Source organism: Pseudoxanthomonas daejeonensis (assembly GCF_010093205.1).
Lineage (GTDB): Bacteria > Pseudomonadota > Gammaproteobacteria > Xanthomonadales > Xanthomonadaceae > Pseudoxanthomonas > Pseudoxanthomonas daejeonensis.
Map to the genome: position 1 here is coordinate 46213 of NZ_PDWN01000006.1, position 16659 is coordinate 62871.

16 protein-coding genes are annotated in these 16659 nt (G+C 70.1%); 7 read left to right on the plus strand and 9 right to left on the minus strand.

Annotated features, from left to right (window positions below):
• Positions 1-102: 102 nt before the first annotated feature.
• Positions 103-1479: a peptide MFS transporter gene (locus CSC65_RS07425; RefSeq protein ID WP_162409926.1), complete on the minus strand. Its 1377-nt coding sequence runs from the start codon at positions 1477-1479 to the stop codon at positions 103-105.
• A gap of 381 nt (positions 1480-1860) precedes the next feature.
• On the opposite strand from CSC65_RS07425, the gene CSC65_RS07430 reads away from it, so the two are divergent.
• The 3 genes from CSC65_RS07430 to xth all read left to right on the plus strand — a co-directional run bounded on the left by CSC65_RS07430 (position 1861) and on the right by xth (position 3428).
• A complete protein-coding gene (locus CSC65_RS07430) occupies positions 1861-2214 on the plus strand; it encodes a hypothetical protein (RefSeq protein WP_162409927.1) in 354 nt (117 codons plus the stop codon).
• A gap of 183 nt (positions 2215-2397) precedes the next feature.
• Complete coding sequence (locus CSC65_RS07435; RefSeq protein ID WP_162409928.1) at positions 2398-2613, plus strand: hypothetical protein; 216 nt, start codon at positions 2398-2400, stop codon at positions 2611-2613.
• A gap of 20 nt (positions 2614-2633) precedes the next feature.
• A complete protein-coding gene (gene xth / locus CSC65_RS07440; protein ID WP_162409929.1) occupies positions 2634-3428 on the plus strand; it encodes an exodeoxyribonuclease III in 795 nt (264 codons plus the stop codon).
• Between the two features lie 348 nt (positions 3429-3776).
• Here xth and CSC65_RS07445 read toward each other — a convergent pair whose 3' ends face one another.
• Positions 3777-4181, minus strand: a complete 405-nt coding sequence (locus CSC65_RS07445; protein WP_162409930.1) for a hypothetical protein — start codon at positions 4179-4181, stop codon at positions 3777-3779.
• Positions 4182-4369: 188 nt separating this feature from the next.
• Between CSC65_RS07445 and CSC65_RS07450 the strand changes: the two genes are divergently transcribed.
• Complete coding sequence (locus CSC65_RS07450; protein ID WP_162409931.1) at positions 4370-5041, plus strand: Fe2+-dependent dioxygenase; 672 nt, start codon at positions 4370-4372, stop codon at positions 5039-5041.
• Positions 5042-5114: 73 nt separating this feature from the next.
• Here the strand turns inward: CSC65_RS07450 and CSC65_RS07455 are convergent, their stop codons facing one another.
• The 4 genes from CSC65_RS07455 to CSC65_RS07470 form a co-directional block, all read right to left on the minus strand.
• Positions 5115-6053, minus strand: coding sequence for a hypothetical protein (locus CSC65_RS07455; protein ID WP_162409932.1), 939 nt, complete (start codon positions 6051-6053; stop codon positions 5115-5117).
• A 418-nt stretch (positions 6054-6471) separates the two neighbouring features.
• On the minus strand, positions 6472-6954 hold the full coding sequence (locus CSC65_RS07460; RefSeq protein ID WP_162409933.1) for a hypothetical protein: 483 nt from the start codon (positions 6952-6954) through the stop codon (positions 6472-6474).
• A 2-nt stretch (positions 6955-6956) separates the two neighbouring features.
• Complete coding sequence (locus CSC65_RS07465; RefSeq protein ID WP_162409934.1) at positions 6957-9044, minus strand: toll/interleukin-1 receptor domain-containing protein; 2088 nt, start codon at positions 9042-9044, stop codon at positions 6957-6959.
• 193 nt (positions 9045-9237) lie between these two features.
• On the minus strand, positions 9238-10734 hold the full coding sequence (locus tag CSC65_RS07470; RefSeq protein WP_162409935.1) for a SulP family inorganic anion transporter: 1497 nt from the start codon (positions 10732-10734) through the stop codon (positions 9238-9240).
• A gap of 215 nt (positions 10735-10949) precedes the next feature.
• Here CSC65_RS07470 and CSC65_RS07475 point away from each other — a divergent pair, with 215 nt between their 5' ends.
• Positions 10950-11228: a hypothetical protein gene (locus tag CSC65_RS07475; RefSeq protein ID WP_238390314.1), complete on the plus strand. Its 279-nt coding sequence runs from the start codon at positions 10950-10952 to the stop codon at positions 11226-11228.
• Between the two features lie 38 nt (positions 11229-11266).
• Here the strand turns inward: CSC65_RS07475 and CSC65_RS07480 are convergent, their stop codons facing one another.
• Complete coding sequence (locus CSC65_RS07480; RefSeq protein WP_162409936.1) at positions 11267-12529, minus strand: S41 family peptidase; 1263 nt, start codon at positions 12527-12529, stop codon at positions 11267-11269.
• 286 nt (positions 12530-12815) lie between these two features.
• Between CSC65_RS07480 and CSC65_RS07485 the strand changes: the two genes are divergently transcribed.
• The gene (locus CSC65_RS07485; RefSeq protein ID WP_162409937.1) at positions 12816-13223 is read left to right on the plus strand and encodes a VOC family protein; all 408 of its coding nucleotides are present in this window, start codon (positions 12816-12818) and stop codon (positions 13221-13223) included.
• Between the two features lie 33 nt (positions 13224-13256).
• Positions 13257-14489 carry a serine hydrolase domain-containing protein gene (locus CSC65_RS07490; protein WP_162409938.1) on the plus strand — a complete coding sequence of 411 codons (1233 nt, stop codon included), beginning with the start codon at positions 13257-13259 and terminating at the stop codon, positions 14487-14489.
• A gap of 99 nt (positions 14490-14588) precedes the next feature.
• On the opposite strand, the gene CSC65_RS07495 is transcribed toward CSC65_RS07490, so the two are convergent.
• Together CSC65_RS07495 and CSC65_RS07500 are read right to left on the minus strand one after the other, a co-directional pair.
• Positions 14589-15203 carry a hypothetical protein gene (locus tag CSC65_RS07495; RefSeq protein WP_162409939.1) on the minus strand — a complete coding sequence of 205 codons (615 nt, stop codon included), beginning with the start codon at positions 15201-15203 and terminating at the stop codon, positions 14589-14591.
• A gap of 20 nt (positions 15204-15223) precedes the next feature.
• Positions 15224-16501 carry a papain-like cysteine protease family protein gene (locus CSC65_RS07500; RefSeq protein WP_162409940.1) on the minus strand — a complete coding sequence of 426 codons (1278 nt, stop codon included), beginning with the start codon at positions 16499-16501 and terminating at the stop codon, positions 15224-15226.
• Positions 16502-16659 lie beyond the last annotated feature (158 nt).

Below are 16659 nucleotides of genomic sequence, written 5' to 3' on the forward strand. Positions count from 1 at the left end.
GGCCCGCGGCCACCGGCCATCACCGATGACGGTACGACCCAGGAGTCCTGCGCCAGCGGCCCGCGGGATCCGTGCAGCCGGCATCCTCCACGATTGCGGGATTCAACCGCTGCGCGGCGACCCGGGCGCCGCGAACAGGCGCTGCAGCGGGCGCAGTGTCAGCAGCGCCAGCACGAACGGCCCCAGCGCCAGCAGCGCGTGCAGCCAGAAGAAGCGCGCGTGGCTCATCGTTTCCCACCAGGCGGCGAACGCGCCGCTGAGCACGTTGCCCAGGAAGGTGGAGAAGAACAGCATGCCCATCATGGTCGAGGTGACCGCGGCCGGTGCGACGCGCGAGAACAGGGCCAGCACCGTGGGCCAGTAGTAGAGGAAACCCAGGGCATTGAGTGCGAACAGCAGCAGCGGCCACAGCATGTGGATCTGCTGCCCGGCATCGACCCGGCTGGCCGGCAGCAGCATGACCAGTTGGGCCACGGCGGTGATCAGGTAACCGATGGTGATCTTGCCCAGCTCGCCCGGTTCGCGCCCGCGCGTGGCCTGCCAGCGCCACAGCATCAGCAGGGGCGGCACCAGCAGGATGCAGAACAGGCCGTCGAAGGAGTTGAACGCGCTGGTCGGCACCGTCCAGCCGAACAGGCCGCGATCGACCGATTCCTCGATCAGCAGGATTCCGGCGATGAATTCCTGGTTGTAGACCGCCGCCGGCAGCACCGCGACCAGGCTGACCAGCAGCAGGCCTGCGATGACCTTCCACTCGTGCGCCGTCAGTGGCGCGGTGGCGGCATCGCGCACCCGGGCCACGTCGGGCGGCAGGTGCCTCCGGCCGGCCATGTAGATGCCGATCGCCACCAGCATCATCACGCCGGCGGCGGCAAAACCCACGTGCCAGCCCCAGTACTGCGCCAGCACCGCGCACACCGCCGGTCCCAGCAGTCCGCCGGCGTTGATGCCCGCCGAAAAGATCACGAACGCGCGCGTGCGCCGCCCTTCCTCGTGCACCCCGTACAGCTGGCCGACCTGGACGGAGATGTTGCCCTTGAGCAGGCCACTGCCCACGACCAGCAATACCAGCGCGGCCAGGAACGCCGCCTCGGACGCCATCAGCAGATGGCCCAGCGACATCATCGCCGCACCGAGCAACACCGTGCGGCGCTGGCCCAGCAGGCGGTCGGCCAGCAGGCCGCCGAACACCGGGGTGAAATACACCAGGCCCGAGTAGAGCCCGTAGATCTGTGCGGCGAAGGCCTGGTCGGAAAGCGGACCGGTCACCCACTCCACCACCGCGCGGAACTGCCCCAGGCCGAGCACGCCACCCATGACTTCCGGGGTGAACAGGTGCTGGATCATGTACAGCAGCAACAGGCCGGACATGCCGTAGAAGGAGAAGCGCTCCCAGGCCTCGGTGAAGGCGAGGTAGGCCAGGCCCTTGGGGTGGCCGAAGAAGCTGTTGTCGTCGCGGGACGCGGGCGCAGGATCCATTGCGCCTTCTAGCAGAAAGCGACGCCCGCAGTCTGCCCCCGCCGCGGGTCACCCGTTTGCGTGCCCCGGCGGGAGCACGGTCGACCGTCCTGGCAGGCAATTGCCGCCTGCCGACCGGCCGGACCGCTTGTTTGCGCATGCGATCTGTTTCTTGGCGTCGGCTCGCACCCTGCATCGACGGCTGCCTCACCGAGAGGCGGAGCGCGTCGTGCCCGGCACGAAAACACCCGTGCCGACGAACGCATCGGTGGCATGCGTACTTCGACGCCGCTCCGCCTCGCCTCCCGACATGCTTTTCCTGACCGATCGACTCCCCGCATGCCGTTCGATGTGCAGAAGGCATGGCACTGCGCCAGGGTCGTCGAGCAGCGGAGGACACGTATGGACAACAACGAGGCATTCCTCAAAGTCCGGCTGGGATCGGCGCGGATCGAGTTCAAGGGCGACGCGGCCCTGCTCAAGGGCGGCGTGCTGGACCTGGCCAAGGGCCTGGACAGGCTGCAGATCCCCAGGGTCGCCGAAAGCGCGAGCGCCCTGGCGCTGGAACTGGATGCAGCACGCGCGCTGCAGGACGAGGCCCGCCAGGCGCTCGATTCCTTGTCCGGGATGGGCGAGATGGAAAGCCTGCGCCTGCAGATGGCCATGGACCGGATCTCGAAGATGATGAGCACCCTGTCCAATATCCTGAAAGCCAGCAGCGAGACCGCGAACGCGATCGTGCGCAACATCAGGTAGCGTCCTTCGCCATCGTGCGCGGCGCGATCGCTGCTGCAACCGCCGGCATCCATCCGCACCGCTGCATCGCTGTCTCGCTAAACGCACTGCCGCCGCGGCGTGCACGACACGCTGATCGCCGGGTCACGCGCAGATCACCGCACCGGAGCCAGTCTTGTTGCCCATCCATTGCGGAGATGCGCCATGAACATCCTCAAGACCGCCCTGCTGGGCGTGGCCGGCTGGCTGGCTTACCGGGCCTGGCAGAGCCGGCGCGCGACCCGGCCATCACCCACCCTCGGCCTGCGCGATGCCGGCGACACCGCGCCGCCGCACGGTGACCCGCTGCTGGCCGACGTGGATCAGGAAACGGGCTCGCAGCGCATGGCGCAATCGAGCCGCGGCTTCGGCGACAACTGACCGCTTCGACGAGCCCGGACATGGCGCGCAAGAAGCGGTTGAAGCTGGCCACCTACAACGTCAACGGCATCGGCACGCGCCTGCCGCACCTGCTCGAATGGCTGGCCCGGGAACGTCCGGACGTGGTCGCGCTGCAGGAGCTCAAGGCGATCGACGAAGCGTTCCCGGTCGCCGCCCTGGAAGAAGCCGGCTACGGCGCGATCTGGCAGGGCCAGCGCTCCTGGAACGGCATCGCCCTGCTGGGGCGGGACAGTGTTCCGGTCGAGAGCCGCCGCGGCCTGCCCGGCGGCGACAGCGACGAACAGAGCCGCTACATCGAAGCCGCCGTCCACGGCATCCTCGTCGCCGGGATCTACCTGCCCAACGGCAACCCGCAACCGGGGCCCAAGTTCGACTACAAGCTCGAATGGATGGCGCGCCTGGCCAGGCACGCGCGGACCCTGGTCGAGCAGCCTCACCCGGTGGTGATCGCGGGCGATTTCAACGTCATCCCGACCGACGAGGACGTCTACGACCCGAAAGCCTGGCGCAAGGACGCGCTGATGCAGCCGCAGGTGCGGGAGGCCTTCGGGCGGCTGCTGGCACAGGGCTGGACCGACAGCCTGCGCCAGGTCCATGGCGACCAGCGGATCTACACGTTCTGGGACTACTTCCGGCAGCACGCCGAGCGCGACCGCGGCCTGCGCATCGATCACCTGCTGCTCAATCCCGTGCTCGCCCCGCGCCTGCAAGCGGCAGGGGTGGACCGATGGGTGCGGCTCCAGGACAAGGCCAGCGACCACGCCCCGACGTGGATCGAGGTCGCCGCCGACTGAGCGCCGGCATCAACGACAAGGCCCCCATTGCGGGGGCCCTGTGGCATGGCTGGGGAATCGGCTACTCCTCTTCTTCTTCGCCGGGTCCACCCGCCTGGTCGCGCTCCCGCTCCCGCTCCTGCTGGCGCTGTTGCTGGTTCTGGCTGCTCATCTTCTCGGCTCCTCGCCCGGCACTGTGCCGGGGATCGATAGCCTCCGGCCGCGTGTGTAAAGGGGCCGTCGATTTCCCGTGTGAAAGCCGTCATCCGCCGGCAGCAACGCCCGCGATACGCCTCGCAGCCGACGGTGAGCCGCCTGTCCCTGCCCCGCCTTGACCGCCGCCGCGGAGGCATGCGCGCCACCCCAAGCTCAGCGGGCCACGCGCCGCACCACCGCGCAGACCGCCGCCAGGCCCAACGCGGCGCCCCACTGCACCAGCGGCACGAACATGAAGACCAGTCCGCCCTGGGGGTCAATATGGATCAGGGCGGCGTCGACATAGACGTAGAGGCCGGACAACGCGATGCCGCATGCGCCGATCGCATAGACCCACGAAGCGATCCGCGCGTGCCGGAACCAGCGGGCAGCCCACGCGAGCGCGGCCAGCGGCAGGATCGCCCAGAGCATGAACATGCCCAGGCCGACATAGCCGGAGAATTCCTGGTAGGCGTAGTTGTCGCCCCACGGACGGGCCATGCGGATCGCCAGGGCCACGCTGGCGGCCATGACCAGGCACAGGAACACGCGCAGCGAGAACAGAAGGGGTGCTGGCATCGTCATCGTCGGAAGCCGTTGCTTGGGCGTTGACTGTAGCGTGGCCCCCGATCCGGGATCTGGAACCGGGTCCGCCATGGCCGTCCAGGCCCGCCGCCCGGTTCGACAGGCCCGTCTTCCCTGATGCCACCGCCTACACTAGGCACCGGGCCAACCGACGCTGGCCGCGCGCACTGGGGACCCGAACGATGATTCTCACGCTTACCGACCTGATCACGCCCGACGAGCTTGCGCTGATCAAGCAGAAGGTCGCCACGGTCCCGTTCACCGATGGCAAGGCCACGGCGGGCGAGCTGCTGCACAAGGCCAAGAACAACCAGCAGATCCCCGGCAACCACCCGGTGATGAAGGACATCACCAACATCGTGATGCAGGCGCTGGGCCGATGCGACCCGTTCATGAGCCTGGCCCAGCCGAGGCGGCTGGCGACGATCCTGGTCAGCCGCTACGAGCCGGGCATGGCCTACGGATCCCACGTGGACGCGCCGATCATGGGCGAGCCCAACCACGTCCGCAGCGACGTGTCCTTCACCCTGTTCCTCAACGAGCCCGACACCTACGAAGGCGGCGAACTCGCCTTCGACACCGGCAGCGGCGAGGCCGCGTTCAAGCTCCCCGCGCGCTCGGCGATCTGCTATCCCACCGGGCAGCTGCACCGCGTGCGACCGGTCGAAAAGGGAGAGCGGCTCGCGGTGGTCGGCTGGATCCAGAGCCTGGTGCGCGAGCCCGCCATCCGCGAACTGCTGCACGACCTGTCCGAGGCGCGCGAACTGCTCGCCGGGCAGGAAGGCACGGCACGCGCGGTGGAACTGATCACCAAGTCCTACTCCAACCTGCTGCGGCGCAACGCCGAGCCGTAACGGGATCGGCGCCTGCAAAAACCGGAAGTCCGGGCCCATGCCTGCGCCCGGATCGTAGTGGCCGGCCCGTTGCCTACTGGCGGGAGCCGGCCGCGGAGCGGCAGTAGTACTCCACCAGCGGGAAGGTCAGTGGCTGCTCGCCGGTGAGCTGCCACTGCGCCTGCAGCGCGTCGGCACTGGCCTCGATCAGCTTGACCTGCGCGCCGCGCGCGTCCAGCAGGGCCGGGAGCCGGCGAGCGAGCGGACTCGCCCTGGCCGCGTCCGCCGTGACGATGCACAGCGCCATGCCGGCCGGAAGCGGGGCCTCGGCCATCACCTCTTCGAAGTCTTCGATGCTGTCCTTGTCATCGGCATCGTAGAGCTCATCGATGCCGGCACCGGCCTCGGCGAGCCGGTAACGCACGATTTCCGGCTCGAACAGCATCACCATCAGCGGCTCCGCCTCGACCGCCCCTGCATCGCAGGTGCGCGGCACGGAGGAAAGAGCGATGGGCCCCGGCGGCCCATCGGTGGCGACGCGCCGGATGGACACCGCGCAGATGCCGTTGTCGAAGTCGCGGATCATCTCGCCCTCGTAGTCCGCGCCGGGTTCGGGAACGAAGGCGGCGCGTACATCGCGCGCGCAGCGCCAACCCGATGCGCTGGCGACCTGGGCCTGCAGCAGGACGGGCTGGCCCGGCACCAGCGGAAATTCCAGGTAGTACGGATTGGCCATCAGCTTGTCGCGCATCGCCAGGTTCCGGGTGGCCTCGGTCTCGGGGATGCCGATCGTGCTGTTTTCCTGCTTCTTGCCGAACAGGGTCTTGAAGCCGTGCGAAAGCGAGCCTGAGGCCGAAATCTCCTCGTCGTACTCCTTCTCGCAGCGCGCATTGGTGTACATGGTCAACGAGACGCCGTTCTGGCCGAACAGGCGGATGCGCGCAGGACGCTCCACCGGGGCAAGGACCTCGTCAGCTGCCGCCGGTGCGCAGAGCAATGCACCCAGCAGGGCGAGGATCGGACGAACGGGCATGCGCGTGACTCCCATGACGAACAGGATGCTGGAGAAGTGGGTGCGCCCGTCGCGACTCCGGGCCAAGGCCTTCGTGAATCCGACACCCCTGCGGGCGGCGCGCCGCGATACTACAGTGCGCGCCGGCAACGGTGAAGACTTCAGACCGGGACATGCGCCACGGAACCGCAAGGCGCCAAAGTCTGCGCGCAGTTCGCCGATGCACACACGGGTCCGGAAATTGCGCAGCTGCGTCGCTGACGCGCGCATCCACCGCGCACTACGACATCCATTGAGCCCAGCGATGGCGAAGCGCCCGCGCCGGCCCCGCGGCGGTTGTCCGGGTGGCGAAGTGCCGCTTCGATCCGCGGAAGAAGGCTTGAAATCCCTGGTGCCCGGTGCGACGGCACGCGACCGCGTGCCGTCGCCGGGCTGGCTGCTAGTTGGTGGAGCTGGGCTTGTTGACGATCCGCGGATCCAGGCTGATGTAGTAGTTGTTGTGCGTGGGCAGCTCGATCGCGGGCTTGTAGTTGTAGGTGCTGCTGTCGTCGTCGTTGTCGATGATGGTCAGCTGCTGCGGCGTGGCCGGCGACTGCTGGACCACGAACTCGCTGGCGCTGCCGCCCTGCGGCACGATGATGGTGGCGCCGACGCCGTGGCGGGTCGCCCATGTCACCGGGGTGACGTAGCCGGTGGACTGCGGCGCCAGGGTGAACACGAAGTCCACGCTGTCGTTGTACCGCGACGGGTCGTAGGCGGCGGCCTGCTGCATGTCGATGTTGCCCTGGCTGTCGACCACGGTCCCCAGGTTGGCGGGCGTGGAGCCGGTCTGGCTGTAGGTGGCGGAACCACCGAAGTCGCTTGCGCCGTGCTGCACGCAGTTGAAGACGACGGAGACGTTCACTGTCCGGTTCACGGGCATGGTCATGTTCCTTTGGCGGCTTGCAGGATGACTCCCGGGTCGTAGCCAGTGCGCATGGCCGGCGCGGGAGCGTCGTCGGCCGGAAGATGCGGCGCCATCGCGCCGCGCAGGTGAAGCAGCACCGCCTGGGTGCGCGGCTGCGGCGCGGATGGCAGCTGCGCCTGCAACGCGAGCAGCTGCCCGCGCGCAGCCTCGACCTGGCCTGCCTGCGCCTGGTCGACCACGTCCATCGCCAGCACCGCGACCCAGGGCATGCGCAGGCCGGAGTCGCCGGGATTGCGGTCAGCGGCGAAATCGCGCTGGAAGCGGGTGATGCCCGCACGACCGGCCGCCGGGCCCTGCAGGGCGAAGGCGATGGCCACTTCCATCCAGCGTGCGCCCATCAGCACGTCCGTGCGCCAGCTGGCCACCGACGGGTCGGTGTCCACCAGCGCGGCGGCGAGCGCAAGTGCCTGCCGGTTGAGCTGTTCGGCTTCCTGCCAGCGGCCATCGAGCATCAGCGCTTCCACGCGCTTGTTGGTGATGGACGCGACCATCTCGCGCCAGAGCTGGTTCTCCGGATCCTCGGCGGCCAGCGCCACGATGGTCTCGTGGCTGGCCCGGGCCGAATCGTGGGCCTGCTGCAGTCGGCCTTCCATCAGCTGCGACTCGGCGATCATCGCCAGCGCCACGGATTTGCCCTCGCGCGCCTTGGCATCGCGCGGGTCGGCGACCAGCATCGTCTCGTAGACATGCAGTTCCTGTTGCCGCTGCAGGGCGGCGTCGGCGAACAGCCAGGACTGCAACAGCGCGTCCCCCAGCCAGGCGTGCGCCTGGGCGAGCGCCCACTGCAGCTCGCGGTCCCCTGGCGCCGCCGCGGCCAGCTCGCGCGACAGCACCAGCGCCTGCTGGAAGTGGTCGGCGGCTTCGGGGTGGCGACCCATCCGCTGCATCAGCGCACCCAGGTTGGTCTGCGAACTGGCGCGTTCGTTGAGCCACTCCGGGCGATGCGGATCCAGCGCGACCAGCTGCGCGGCCAGCCGGTCGTACTCGCGGAAGCCGCGCTCGGCCTGCTCCAGCTCGTTGCGTTGCCAAGGGATGTAGGCGACCCAGTACACGCTCTGGGCGTGGTCGAAGATCCGCTGCGCGTCGTCCGGTGAGCGTGCGAGCAGCTCGGCGGTGGTGCGCTCGGCCTGGACGAACGCTTCGAGCGCTTCGTCGCTGTTGCCGCGCAGTTCGCGCACCTCGCCCACCAGGTGCAGCGCCCGCGAGCGACGGCCCAGAGCGTCGGCGTCGAGCGCGTCGATGTCCTGGCGGCCGTAGTAGGTGAGCGCGCGCTGGCCGACCGCGTCGAAGATCTCCAGCCGGCCCACCGGTTCGAGCCGGGAGCGCAGGTCGGTGAGCATGAACTCGACCAGGCCGTCGGCCTCGGCGCGCTGCCGTTCGGCTTCAGCCTGGCCGCGCACGGCCATCAGGGCCAGCACCGACATGCTCACGGCCAGCACGACCGCCACCGTCGCCACCGCCGTGATCCGGCGATGGCGACGCGCCGCCTCGCGCTGCACCAGCCCATCCAGCGGCAGGCCGGTGAGGCCGGCGACCAGCTTGAGCTTGGCCATGCGCTTGCCGTCGCCGCCCGGGCGCAGGTCCACCGCGAGCGGTTCGGCCGGTTCGGTGCCGACACAGCCATCGGCGGCCAGGCGCAGGCGCAGCGACGGCGGGTAGCACTCGGACCCGTCATCCGCGCCGGGATGGCCGCTTGCAATCAGCGCCAGCACCCGGCCTTCGCCGTGGAGCTGCTTGAAGTGGCGCACCTCCTCGTCCACCCAGCGCGAGCGCGCCGCCGCCGGCGAGGCGACCACCAGCAGGAACATCGACGCCTCCAGCGCCTGGCGCAGGGAGCCGGAGAGATCGCCGGAAGCCGACAGTTCGTCGCGGTCGCGGAAGATCGGCGTCAGCCGCGCGGGCACCTCGCCCAGGCCGGTCGTGCGGCCGACCAGCCGCGACGGGATGCGGTAGGTCTCCAGCGCCCGGTGCAGCCACCGCGCCACCGCCGCATCGGCATGGCTGTAGCTGATGAAGGCGCGGTACCCCGACCCATGCGCTGGCATGCAGGTTTCCTCCGACCTCACGGAGGCGCGGGCCTGCCCGGAACGGGCCGGCCGGTTCCCCTGGCGCCTGCTTCGGTAACGCGGTGGGCGTGGCCCAGCGGCCAGATGTCGTGCGGGAACCTGGGGTACTGCCGTGGGCACACGCACCGGGCCGGCCAATGCGCCCCTTGATGCTGCAGCGCAACTACACCGGCTACGTCCCTTCCACTCCGTAGTCCGCCCACTCGCCTTCGCGGCGAACACGGCGCATGAGGGTGCGGCTGTGCGGGTCCATGCCGTGCACGCGCACGCGGAGGCCGTGGTGGCGGAAGCGCGTCACCACCTTGTCCAGCGCGGCCACCGCGGTGATGTCCCACAGGCGCGCGCCTTCCAGCGCGATCTCCACTTCGCGCCCGGGCAGGCCGCGCGGATCGAACGCATCGATGAATGCATCGGCCGAGGCGAAGAACACCTGGCCGCTCACCCGGTAAGTGCGCAGGCCATCGGCCGCATCGCTGTGCTCGACATGCAGCAGGCGCGAGACCTTCATCGTGAAGAACACGCCGCTCAGCAGCACGCCCACCGCCACGCCGGCGGCGAGGTTGTGGGTGGCGAGGGTCACCGCCACGGTCGCCAGCATCACCGCGCCGGACAGGCGCGGATGCCGCGCAAGCGCGCCGAAGCTGCGCCAGTCAAAGGTCTCCACGCTGACCATCACCATGATCGCCACCAGCGCGACCACCGGCACCTGCGCCACCCACGGCCTGAGCAGGACCATCAGCACCAGCAGGAACACGCCGGCGAACAGCGTCGACAAGCGCCCGCGACCGCCGTATTTAACATTGCTCACGGTCTGCCCGATCATGCCGCAGCCGGCAATGCCGCCGAACAGGCTGGCGGCGACGTTGGCCACGCCCAGGCCGGCCGCCTCGCGGTTCTTCGGGCTCGGCGTGTCGGTGAGTTCATCGACCACGCGCGCGGTCATCAGCGACTCGAGCAGGCCGACCATGGCGATGGCCAGCGCCGGCATGGCGATGATCTGAAGCGTCTGCCACGACCACGGCACGTCCGGCAGGCCCAGCCACTGCGGCAGCGCACCGGGCAGCTGGCCCAGGTCGGCGACGGTTTTCAGCGGCAGGCCCATCGCCACCGACAGGATGCTGAGCACGGCGATGCAGATCAGCGGCGAGGGAATGACCTTCGCACCGGGCAGCGGCAGCCGCGGCACGCCATAGATGATCGCCAGGCCCAGCGCCAGCATCGTCCAGGTCGCGGCGTTGGCGCCGTGCAGGTGCGGCAGCTGCGCGGCGAAGATCAGGATCGCCAGCGCATTGACGAAGCCGGTGCGCACCGAACTGCTGACGAAACGCATCAGCACGCCCAGTCGCAACGCGCCGAACAGCAGCTGCACCACGCCGGCCAGCACGCCGGCGGCGAACAGGTACGGCAGGCCGTGCTGCGACACCAGCGGCGCGGCGACCAGCGCAACCGAACCGGCGGCGGCGGTGATCATCGCCGGACGCCCGCCGAACACCGCGATCACCACGCTCAGCACGAAGGAAGCGAACAGCCCCACCTGCGGATCGACGCCGGCGACGAAGGAGAACGCGATGACCTCCGGGATCAGGGCGAAGGTGGCCACCGCGCCGGCCAGCAGCTCGCGCAGCGGATGGGCGCGCCACTGCGCCAGTTCGGATCGGAGGAAGGACATCGCGGCACCCACGGCGTGGCCGCGCCCATGCGGGCGGCGGCGGAAGGATCGGGGCGCGGATTATAGGGGAGGGAGGTGCGGCATCGCGGCGCGCGGCGGACCCACTTCCGCCACATGCCTCGCACAGGCGGAAACTGGCCGGTGGCGCCCCACTTCGCGCCACCGCGACGCCGGCCGGCGCAGGCTGCGGGCTCCCCACGCCACGGAGTCCCCGCATGCTTGCCATCGCCACCGCCACCGCCACGACCACCGGCACCACCGGCATGGACATGCTCATGCTGGTCGGCGCGATCTTCGGCCTGATCCTCACCGTGCTGTGGATCCTGGTGCCGTTCGCGCTGTTCGGGATCAAGCCGCTGTTGCGCGAGCTGATCACCGAGCAGCGCCGCGGCAACGAACTGGCCGCGCGGATTGCGGCCAGCCCCACGCAAGTGGTGGTCGCCACCGATCCGCGCGACCCGCGCGACCCGCGGGTGGAGCCGTACGTCCGCTGAGGACGGGCGCCGCGCGGCGGCACCCGCCCGGGCTGCGATCAGGATTCGTTCGGGCCGCGCACGTGGCGGGCGACATTGCCGTCGGCCATCCGCACTTCCAGCGCGGCGACCTCGCCCGCAGGCGTGCGCTCGAACTGCACGCGGCGGGTCGGGTCGCCCTCGATGAAGTACAGGTCCGTCGCCAGCGGCTGCAGGCGCAGCGGCGGACGGCGGCCCTGGCGCAACTGCAGGCCATCGCCGGCCGCTTCGATCGCGACGACACCGTACTGGCCGACCAGCGCACCGATGGCGGCCGGCGCCTGCGCCGGCGGCTCGATGGTCAGCGCGTCCAGCGACCAGCGCGCGGCCGTGCCGGCGCCCTCCTCGACCAGCCAGGCCAGCGCGAGCTGCTGCGCGCGCCGCAGCGCATCGGCGGAAGCCACCGCCACGTCCGGCTGCACGCCGCTGCCTTCCCAGTTGCCGCCGGTGATCGGGCTGACCGGCGAGCCGGTGGACACGAACACGCTGTAGCCGTCGTCCAGCGGGAACGGCCGCCCGGGGTTGGCCGCACCGCCGCTGGCCTCGCCGACCACGGTGGCGCGCCTGGCGTTCTTGAGCGTATAGGCGAAGGCCTCCGCCGCAGAACCGGTGCGGCCGCTGGTCAGCACGTACAGCGGCAGCTTCGTGCGCGGCGCCGGGTGGGCGCTGACCGGGGCTTCGGACATCGTGCCGCGGCGCGAGTGGAAGGTGTTGTAGATGTCGGCACCGGGCGCGACGAAGGCGCTGGCCAGGTAGCCGACCATCGCCGGCGAACCGCCGCCGTTGTCGCGCAGGTCGATGACCAGCGCATCGGTATTGCCGAGCACCTGCAGCGCCGCGTCGATGGCCTGCCGCGCGGGATCGCGCGGATCGTCGAAGTCGATGTCGGCGAAGTAGCGCAGGTCCAGGTAGCCGACGTTGCCCGGCAGCACCTCGGCGCGGCGGATGCCGAAGTTGGTGCGCGCCGGATCGGCGCCCGGGCCCGGCCCGGGGCGCTGTGCCGGCGGCGCATCGGACCAGCGCACGTTGAAGTGCCGGTCCTCGGCCTTGAGCCGGGTCGTCAGCGCGGTGGCCAGGTCCTGCGGGTTGGCATAGCGGTCGTAGCGCCCGCCGGCGGCGTCGGCGCGCAGCGCCGCGGCGATCACGGTGGCGCGCTGCGGATCGAAGTACGCCTCCTCGATGGTGTCGGCGACCTGCGCGACCGCCTCGCGCGGCGTCGCGGCGGTGGCATGGGCGGACGCGAGCAGCAGGCAGGCGGCGAACAGCGGGCGGAATCGGGACACGGAAACTCCAGGGGCCACGAGGGCGGAGGCACGGGTCCGGCGACGATGCCGCCCGGCCACGGGGCGCCACAAGTGACCATAGTCCCGGAGACGTCCGTCGGGGTGGGGGCCGTGGCCGTGATCGGAGGAAGGACAGCGCGGACGCATGGGCGAGGCCTCGCCCATGCGGGCGGAAGGATCGAAGCGCGGGTTGCAGGCGCTGGAGTTCGCGGGGCCACGCCCTTCCGGATGTCGATGCCCACCCTGCCCGTCCGTCGCCCCGGAAATCCCCGCGAGAAGAGCCGCCATGCCACGCATGATCTTCGTCAACCTGCCCGTCGCCGATCTTCCCGCCTCCAGGAGGTTCTACGCGGCCCTCGGCTTCGAGAACAATCCGCTGTTCTCCGATGAAACCGCGGCCTGCATGGTCTGGAGTGAGGCGATCCACGTGATGCTGCTCACCCGTGACCGGTGGCGCACGTTCACCGATCGTCCGATCCCGCCATCGACATCGAGCGAGGTGTCGCTTGCGATCTCCCTGGATGATCGCGCGGCGGTCGATGCCATGCTGGCGGCTGCCGCGGCCAATGGCGGCACCGCAGACATCAATCCGGCGCAGGACCTGGGCTTCATGTACGGCCGCGACCTGGCCGATCCGGATGGCCATGTCTGGGGACCGGTCTGGATGGATCAGTCGGCGCTGCCCGACGGCTGAGGCTCAGCGCCCCGTTTGACTACACTCGGTGCCATGAATCCTTTCCTGCGCCGCCTCGCCCGCCTCCCCCACCTCGCCTGCCTCGTCCTGCTGGCCGCCACGCCAGCGTTCGCCGACGAGTCCTCCACGCCCGTGGCCACCGTGCGCGTCGCCTTCGACCGCAACGGCGCCACCGATGTGCGCGTCACCGGCCTGGCCGATCCGTCCACGGGACGCGCCGTCACCGCCGACGACCCGGTGCGCATCGCTTCCATCTCCAAGCTGGTGCTGGCGATCGGGGTGATGCGGCTGGTCGAGGCCGGCACGCTGGACCTGGATGCGGACGTGTCGAAGACGCTGGGCTACACGGTGCGCAATCCGGCCTTCCCCGACACGCCGATCACCTTGCGCCTGCTGCTCTCGCACACCGCCAGCCTCACCGACGGCGCCGGCTACTGGCAGGTGCCGTTCGACGGCCACTTCAAGGACCTGCTCGACGACCCGAAGGCGTGGGACGCCGAACACGCGCCGGGCACCTACTGGCGCTATGCCAATGCCGGCTTCCCGCTCATCGCCGGGGTGATGGAGCGCGCCACCGCCGAACGCTTCGACCTGCTGATGCAGCGCCTGGTGCTGGCGCCGCTCGGCCTGCATGCCTGCTACGGCTGGCCCAGCTGCGACGCCGCCACCGCCGCGCGCGCGATAGTGCTGTATGCGGACGGCAAGCCGCAGGTGGACGACCACCAGGGCCGCAAGCCGGCCTGCGGCATCACCAAGGCGCGCGACGGCAGCTGCGACCTGTCGCAGTGGCGCGCGGGCACCAGTTCCAACGTGTTCGGCCCGCAGGGCGGCCTGCGCATTTCGGCCAACGACCTGTCGAAGATCGGCCGCCTGCTGCTGGGCGACGGCGAAGTGGACGGCGTGCGCCTGCTCACGCCCGCGTCGGTCGCGGCGATGATCGGCCCGGAATGGAGCTTCGACGGCGGCAACGGCCTGACCCGGGAAGAGGACGACCCGGTCCGCGCCCGCGGCGGCTTCACCTGCCGCTATGGCCTGGCCGTGCACACGCTCGCGACCGGCCTGCCCGGGTGCGGCGATGATCCGTTCGGCGACGGCATACCGCGCGTGGGCCACAGCGGCAATGCCTATGGCCTGCTCGCCGGCCTGTGGCTGGACCGCAAGGCCGGCACCGGCGTGGTGTATTTCGCCACCGGCAACGACAAGCCCGGACCGGGCACGCACTCGTCGTTCAGTGCGATCGAGGAGACGCTGGCGCGAGGGGAATGACGCCGGGGATGGGTGTCGAGCGTTCCGCGCACCGGTCCGGGAGGGCGGAGCACGAACGCTCCGCCCGCAGTTTCGAGCCGTCGTCCTGTGAGGCTTCGATCAGCCGTCCAGGGTGTCGTTGCGCAGGCGCGATTCGGCTTCGGGCTTGAGGACCTTCAGCAGCTCGGCGGCGGTGTAGCGGCGACCGGTCTGCAGGCCTGCGACGCTGGTGTCGAGCACTTCGTACACCTCGCGCCGGCCCTTGATCCACAAAAGGCTGGTGTGCAGCGCCGGGATGCGCAGCTGCACCGCTTCGCCATCCGCGTCGGCATTGCCCGCGGCCATGTCGAGCAGCGCGCGACGGAAGCGGCCGGCGCTGGCGGCGTTGGTGATCTGGGCGAAGCGGTTGGTCTCGGCCAGCGTCTCGGCGGAGACGGCACCGGCTTCGGTCGCGATCACCCACGACCAGGCGGTGAGTCTGGCGCCGTCGCCGAGCTTGCCCTTGGCGAGCTGGTCCAGGCCCAGCGCATAGACCGGGCTGGCAACGACATCGGCATCGGCGACCTCGGCCAGGCTGCGGGCGACGCGCATGTTGCCCTTGAGCTCGAAGCGGCCGGCAGCGCGGCCGATCGCGGGCGCGCGCGCTTCGAGCGCGGCCGAGCGGGCCAGCGGCGGCAGGCGTTCGCCGAGTTCGGCGGCCGCCGCTTCGGGCGGGGTGGCGAGGGTGATGGGCATGGCAGCTCTCCGTAGCGACCTCAGGGTTCGGTGGTGGCGGTGGCGATCCAGCTGCCAGTGGTGTTGTACGCCGTCTGCAGCGTGTCGTAATCCCACACCGAGGTGGTGCCGAGGCTGGCGTCCGCCGCGCTCGACGCACCCGGGTCGCAGACGATGACGTTACCGCCATCTTCCACGCCGGTGGCGAGGACGGCATGACGGCCACCGCCGGACCACTGGATGCGCATGAACAGCGGTCGCCCGGCAGCCGTCTGGTCGCGCAGCGTGGCGTAGGACACGATGCCATCGGTATGCGTATTGCGATGACCCAGTCCATCCAGCACGCCGGACGTGTCGTCGGGCTGGTTGCAGGTGGTGCTGCTGCCGTTCGTGCAGCAGCCGCTGCGCCCGGGCCGGGTGTTGACCAGCTGGCACTGGGTCAGCGTGGACGCCGGCTGGTAGTAGCGGCGCACGCTGACGTTGACCGCCGCCCAGCACCATTGCGACTGCTGCTGGCGCTGGATGCGGAAGCGCAGGTTCACGTCCACCGGTCGCTCGGCCCAGTAGCCGGCGACGAACGCCGGGCGCCGGCCCTGCGCCATCGCCGCATCGAAGTTGGCCTGGTAGGCGCCGCCGGTCTGGCCGTGGTGGCCGATGGACGTCGCGGTGCGCTTTTCCCAGAGGCCTGCGTAGGAATCGGTCGTGCCCGAAAGCGCGGCGCCACCGGAAACCAGGTCATAGCCCTGCGCGGCGAGGCTGTCGTGGGCCTGGCGGAAGCCGGCTTCGCTGAGCCCATGCCGCGCGACCCACGCCGGCCCGGTGCTCTTTTCCCACCATGCGATGTAGCGCACGCCGGCGCCGGTGGCATACGGGCATACGCCACGCAGGCGGAATCCTTTGCCGACCCACTTGTCGAATTCGGCCTGGTACTGCGCGCCAGTCAGGCCATGGCGCGCGGCCCATTCGCCGCTGCCACCCTGCTCGTACACGCAGGCGAACAGCGTGTTGCCACCGACGGTGGCGGCGGAGAGGCTTTTCGGACGGAAGCCCTTGGGCGCCCATTCGTCGACCGCAGCCTGGTACTGCGCGCCGTTGATGCCGTGGCGTGCGACCCAGCCCGCGCCCGAGACCTTGTGGAAGATGGACGCGTAGCGCGCGGTGGAGCCATCGCGTCCGACGCTGATGCAGACCGGGCGGTAACCCTGCTTCACCACCTCGTCGAAGGTCGCCTGGTACTGCGCGCCAGTCTGTCCATGCCGCGCCACGAACGCAGGACCCGAACCGGATTCGAAACTCGCCATGTATAGAAGCTGTGCCATTGCTCTCCTCCTTGGATGCACATGTCCCCTTTACGACGGCGGCAGGATGGGCCGGCCAGAATCGGCGCACATTTTTTTGCACAAGGAACTGTCCTGTCGGCGCGCGGATTGCGTGCCGCGGTGCCGTCGCAGACTGTGTGCACGCGTCGTCCGGACGC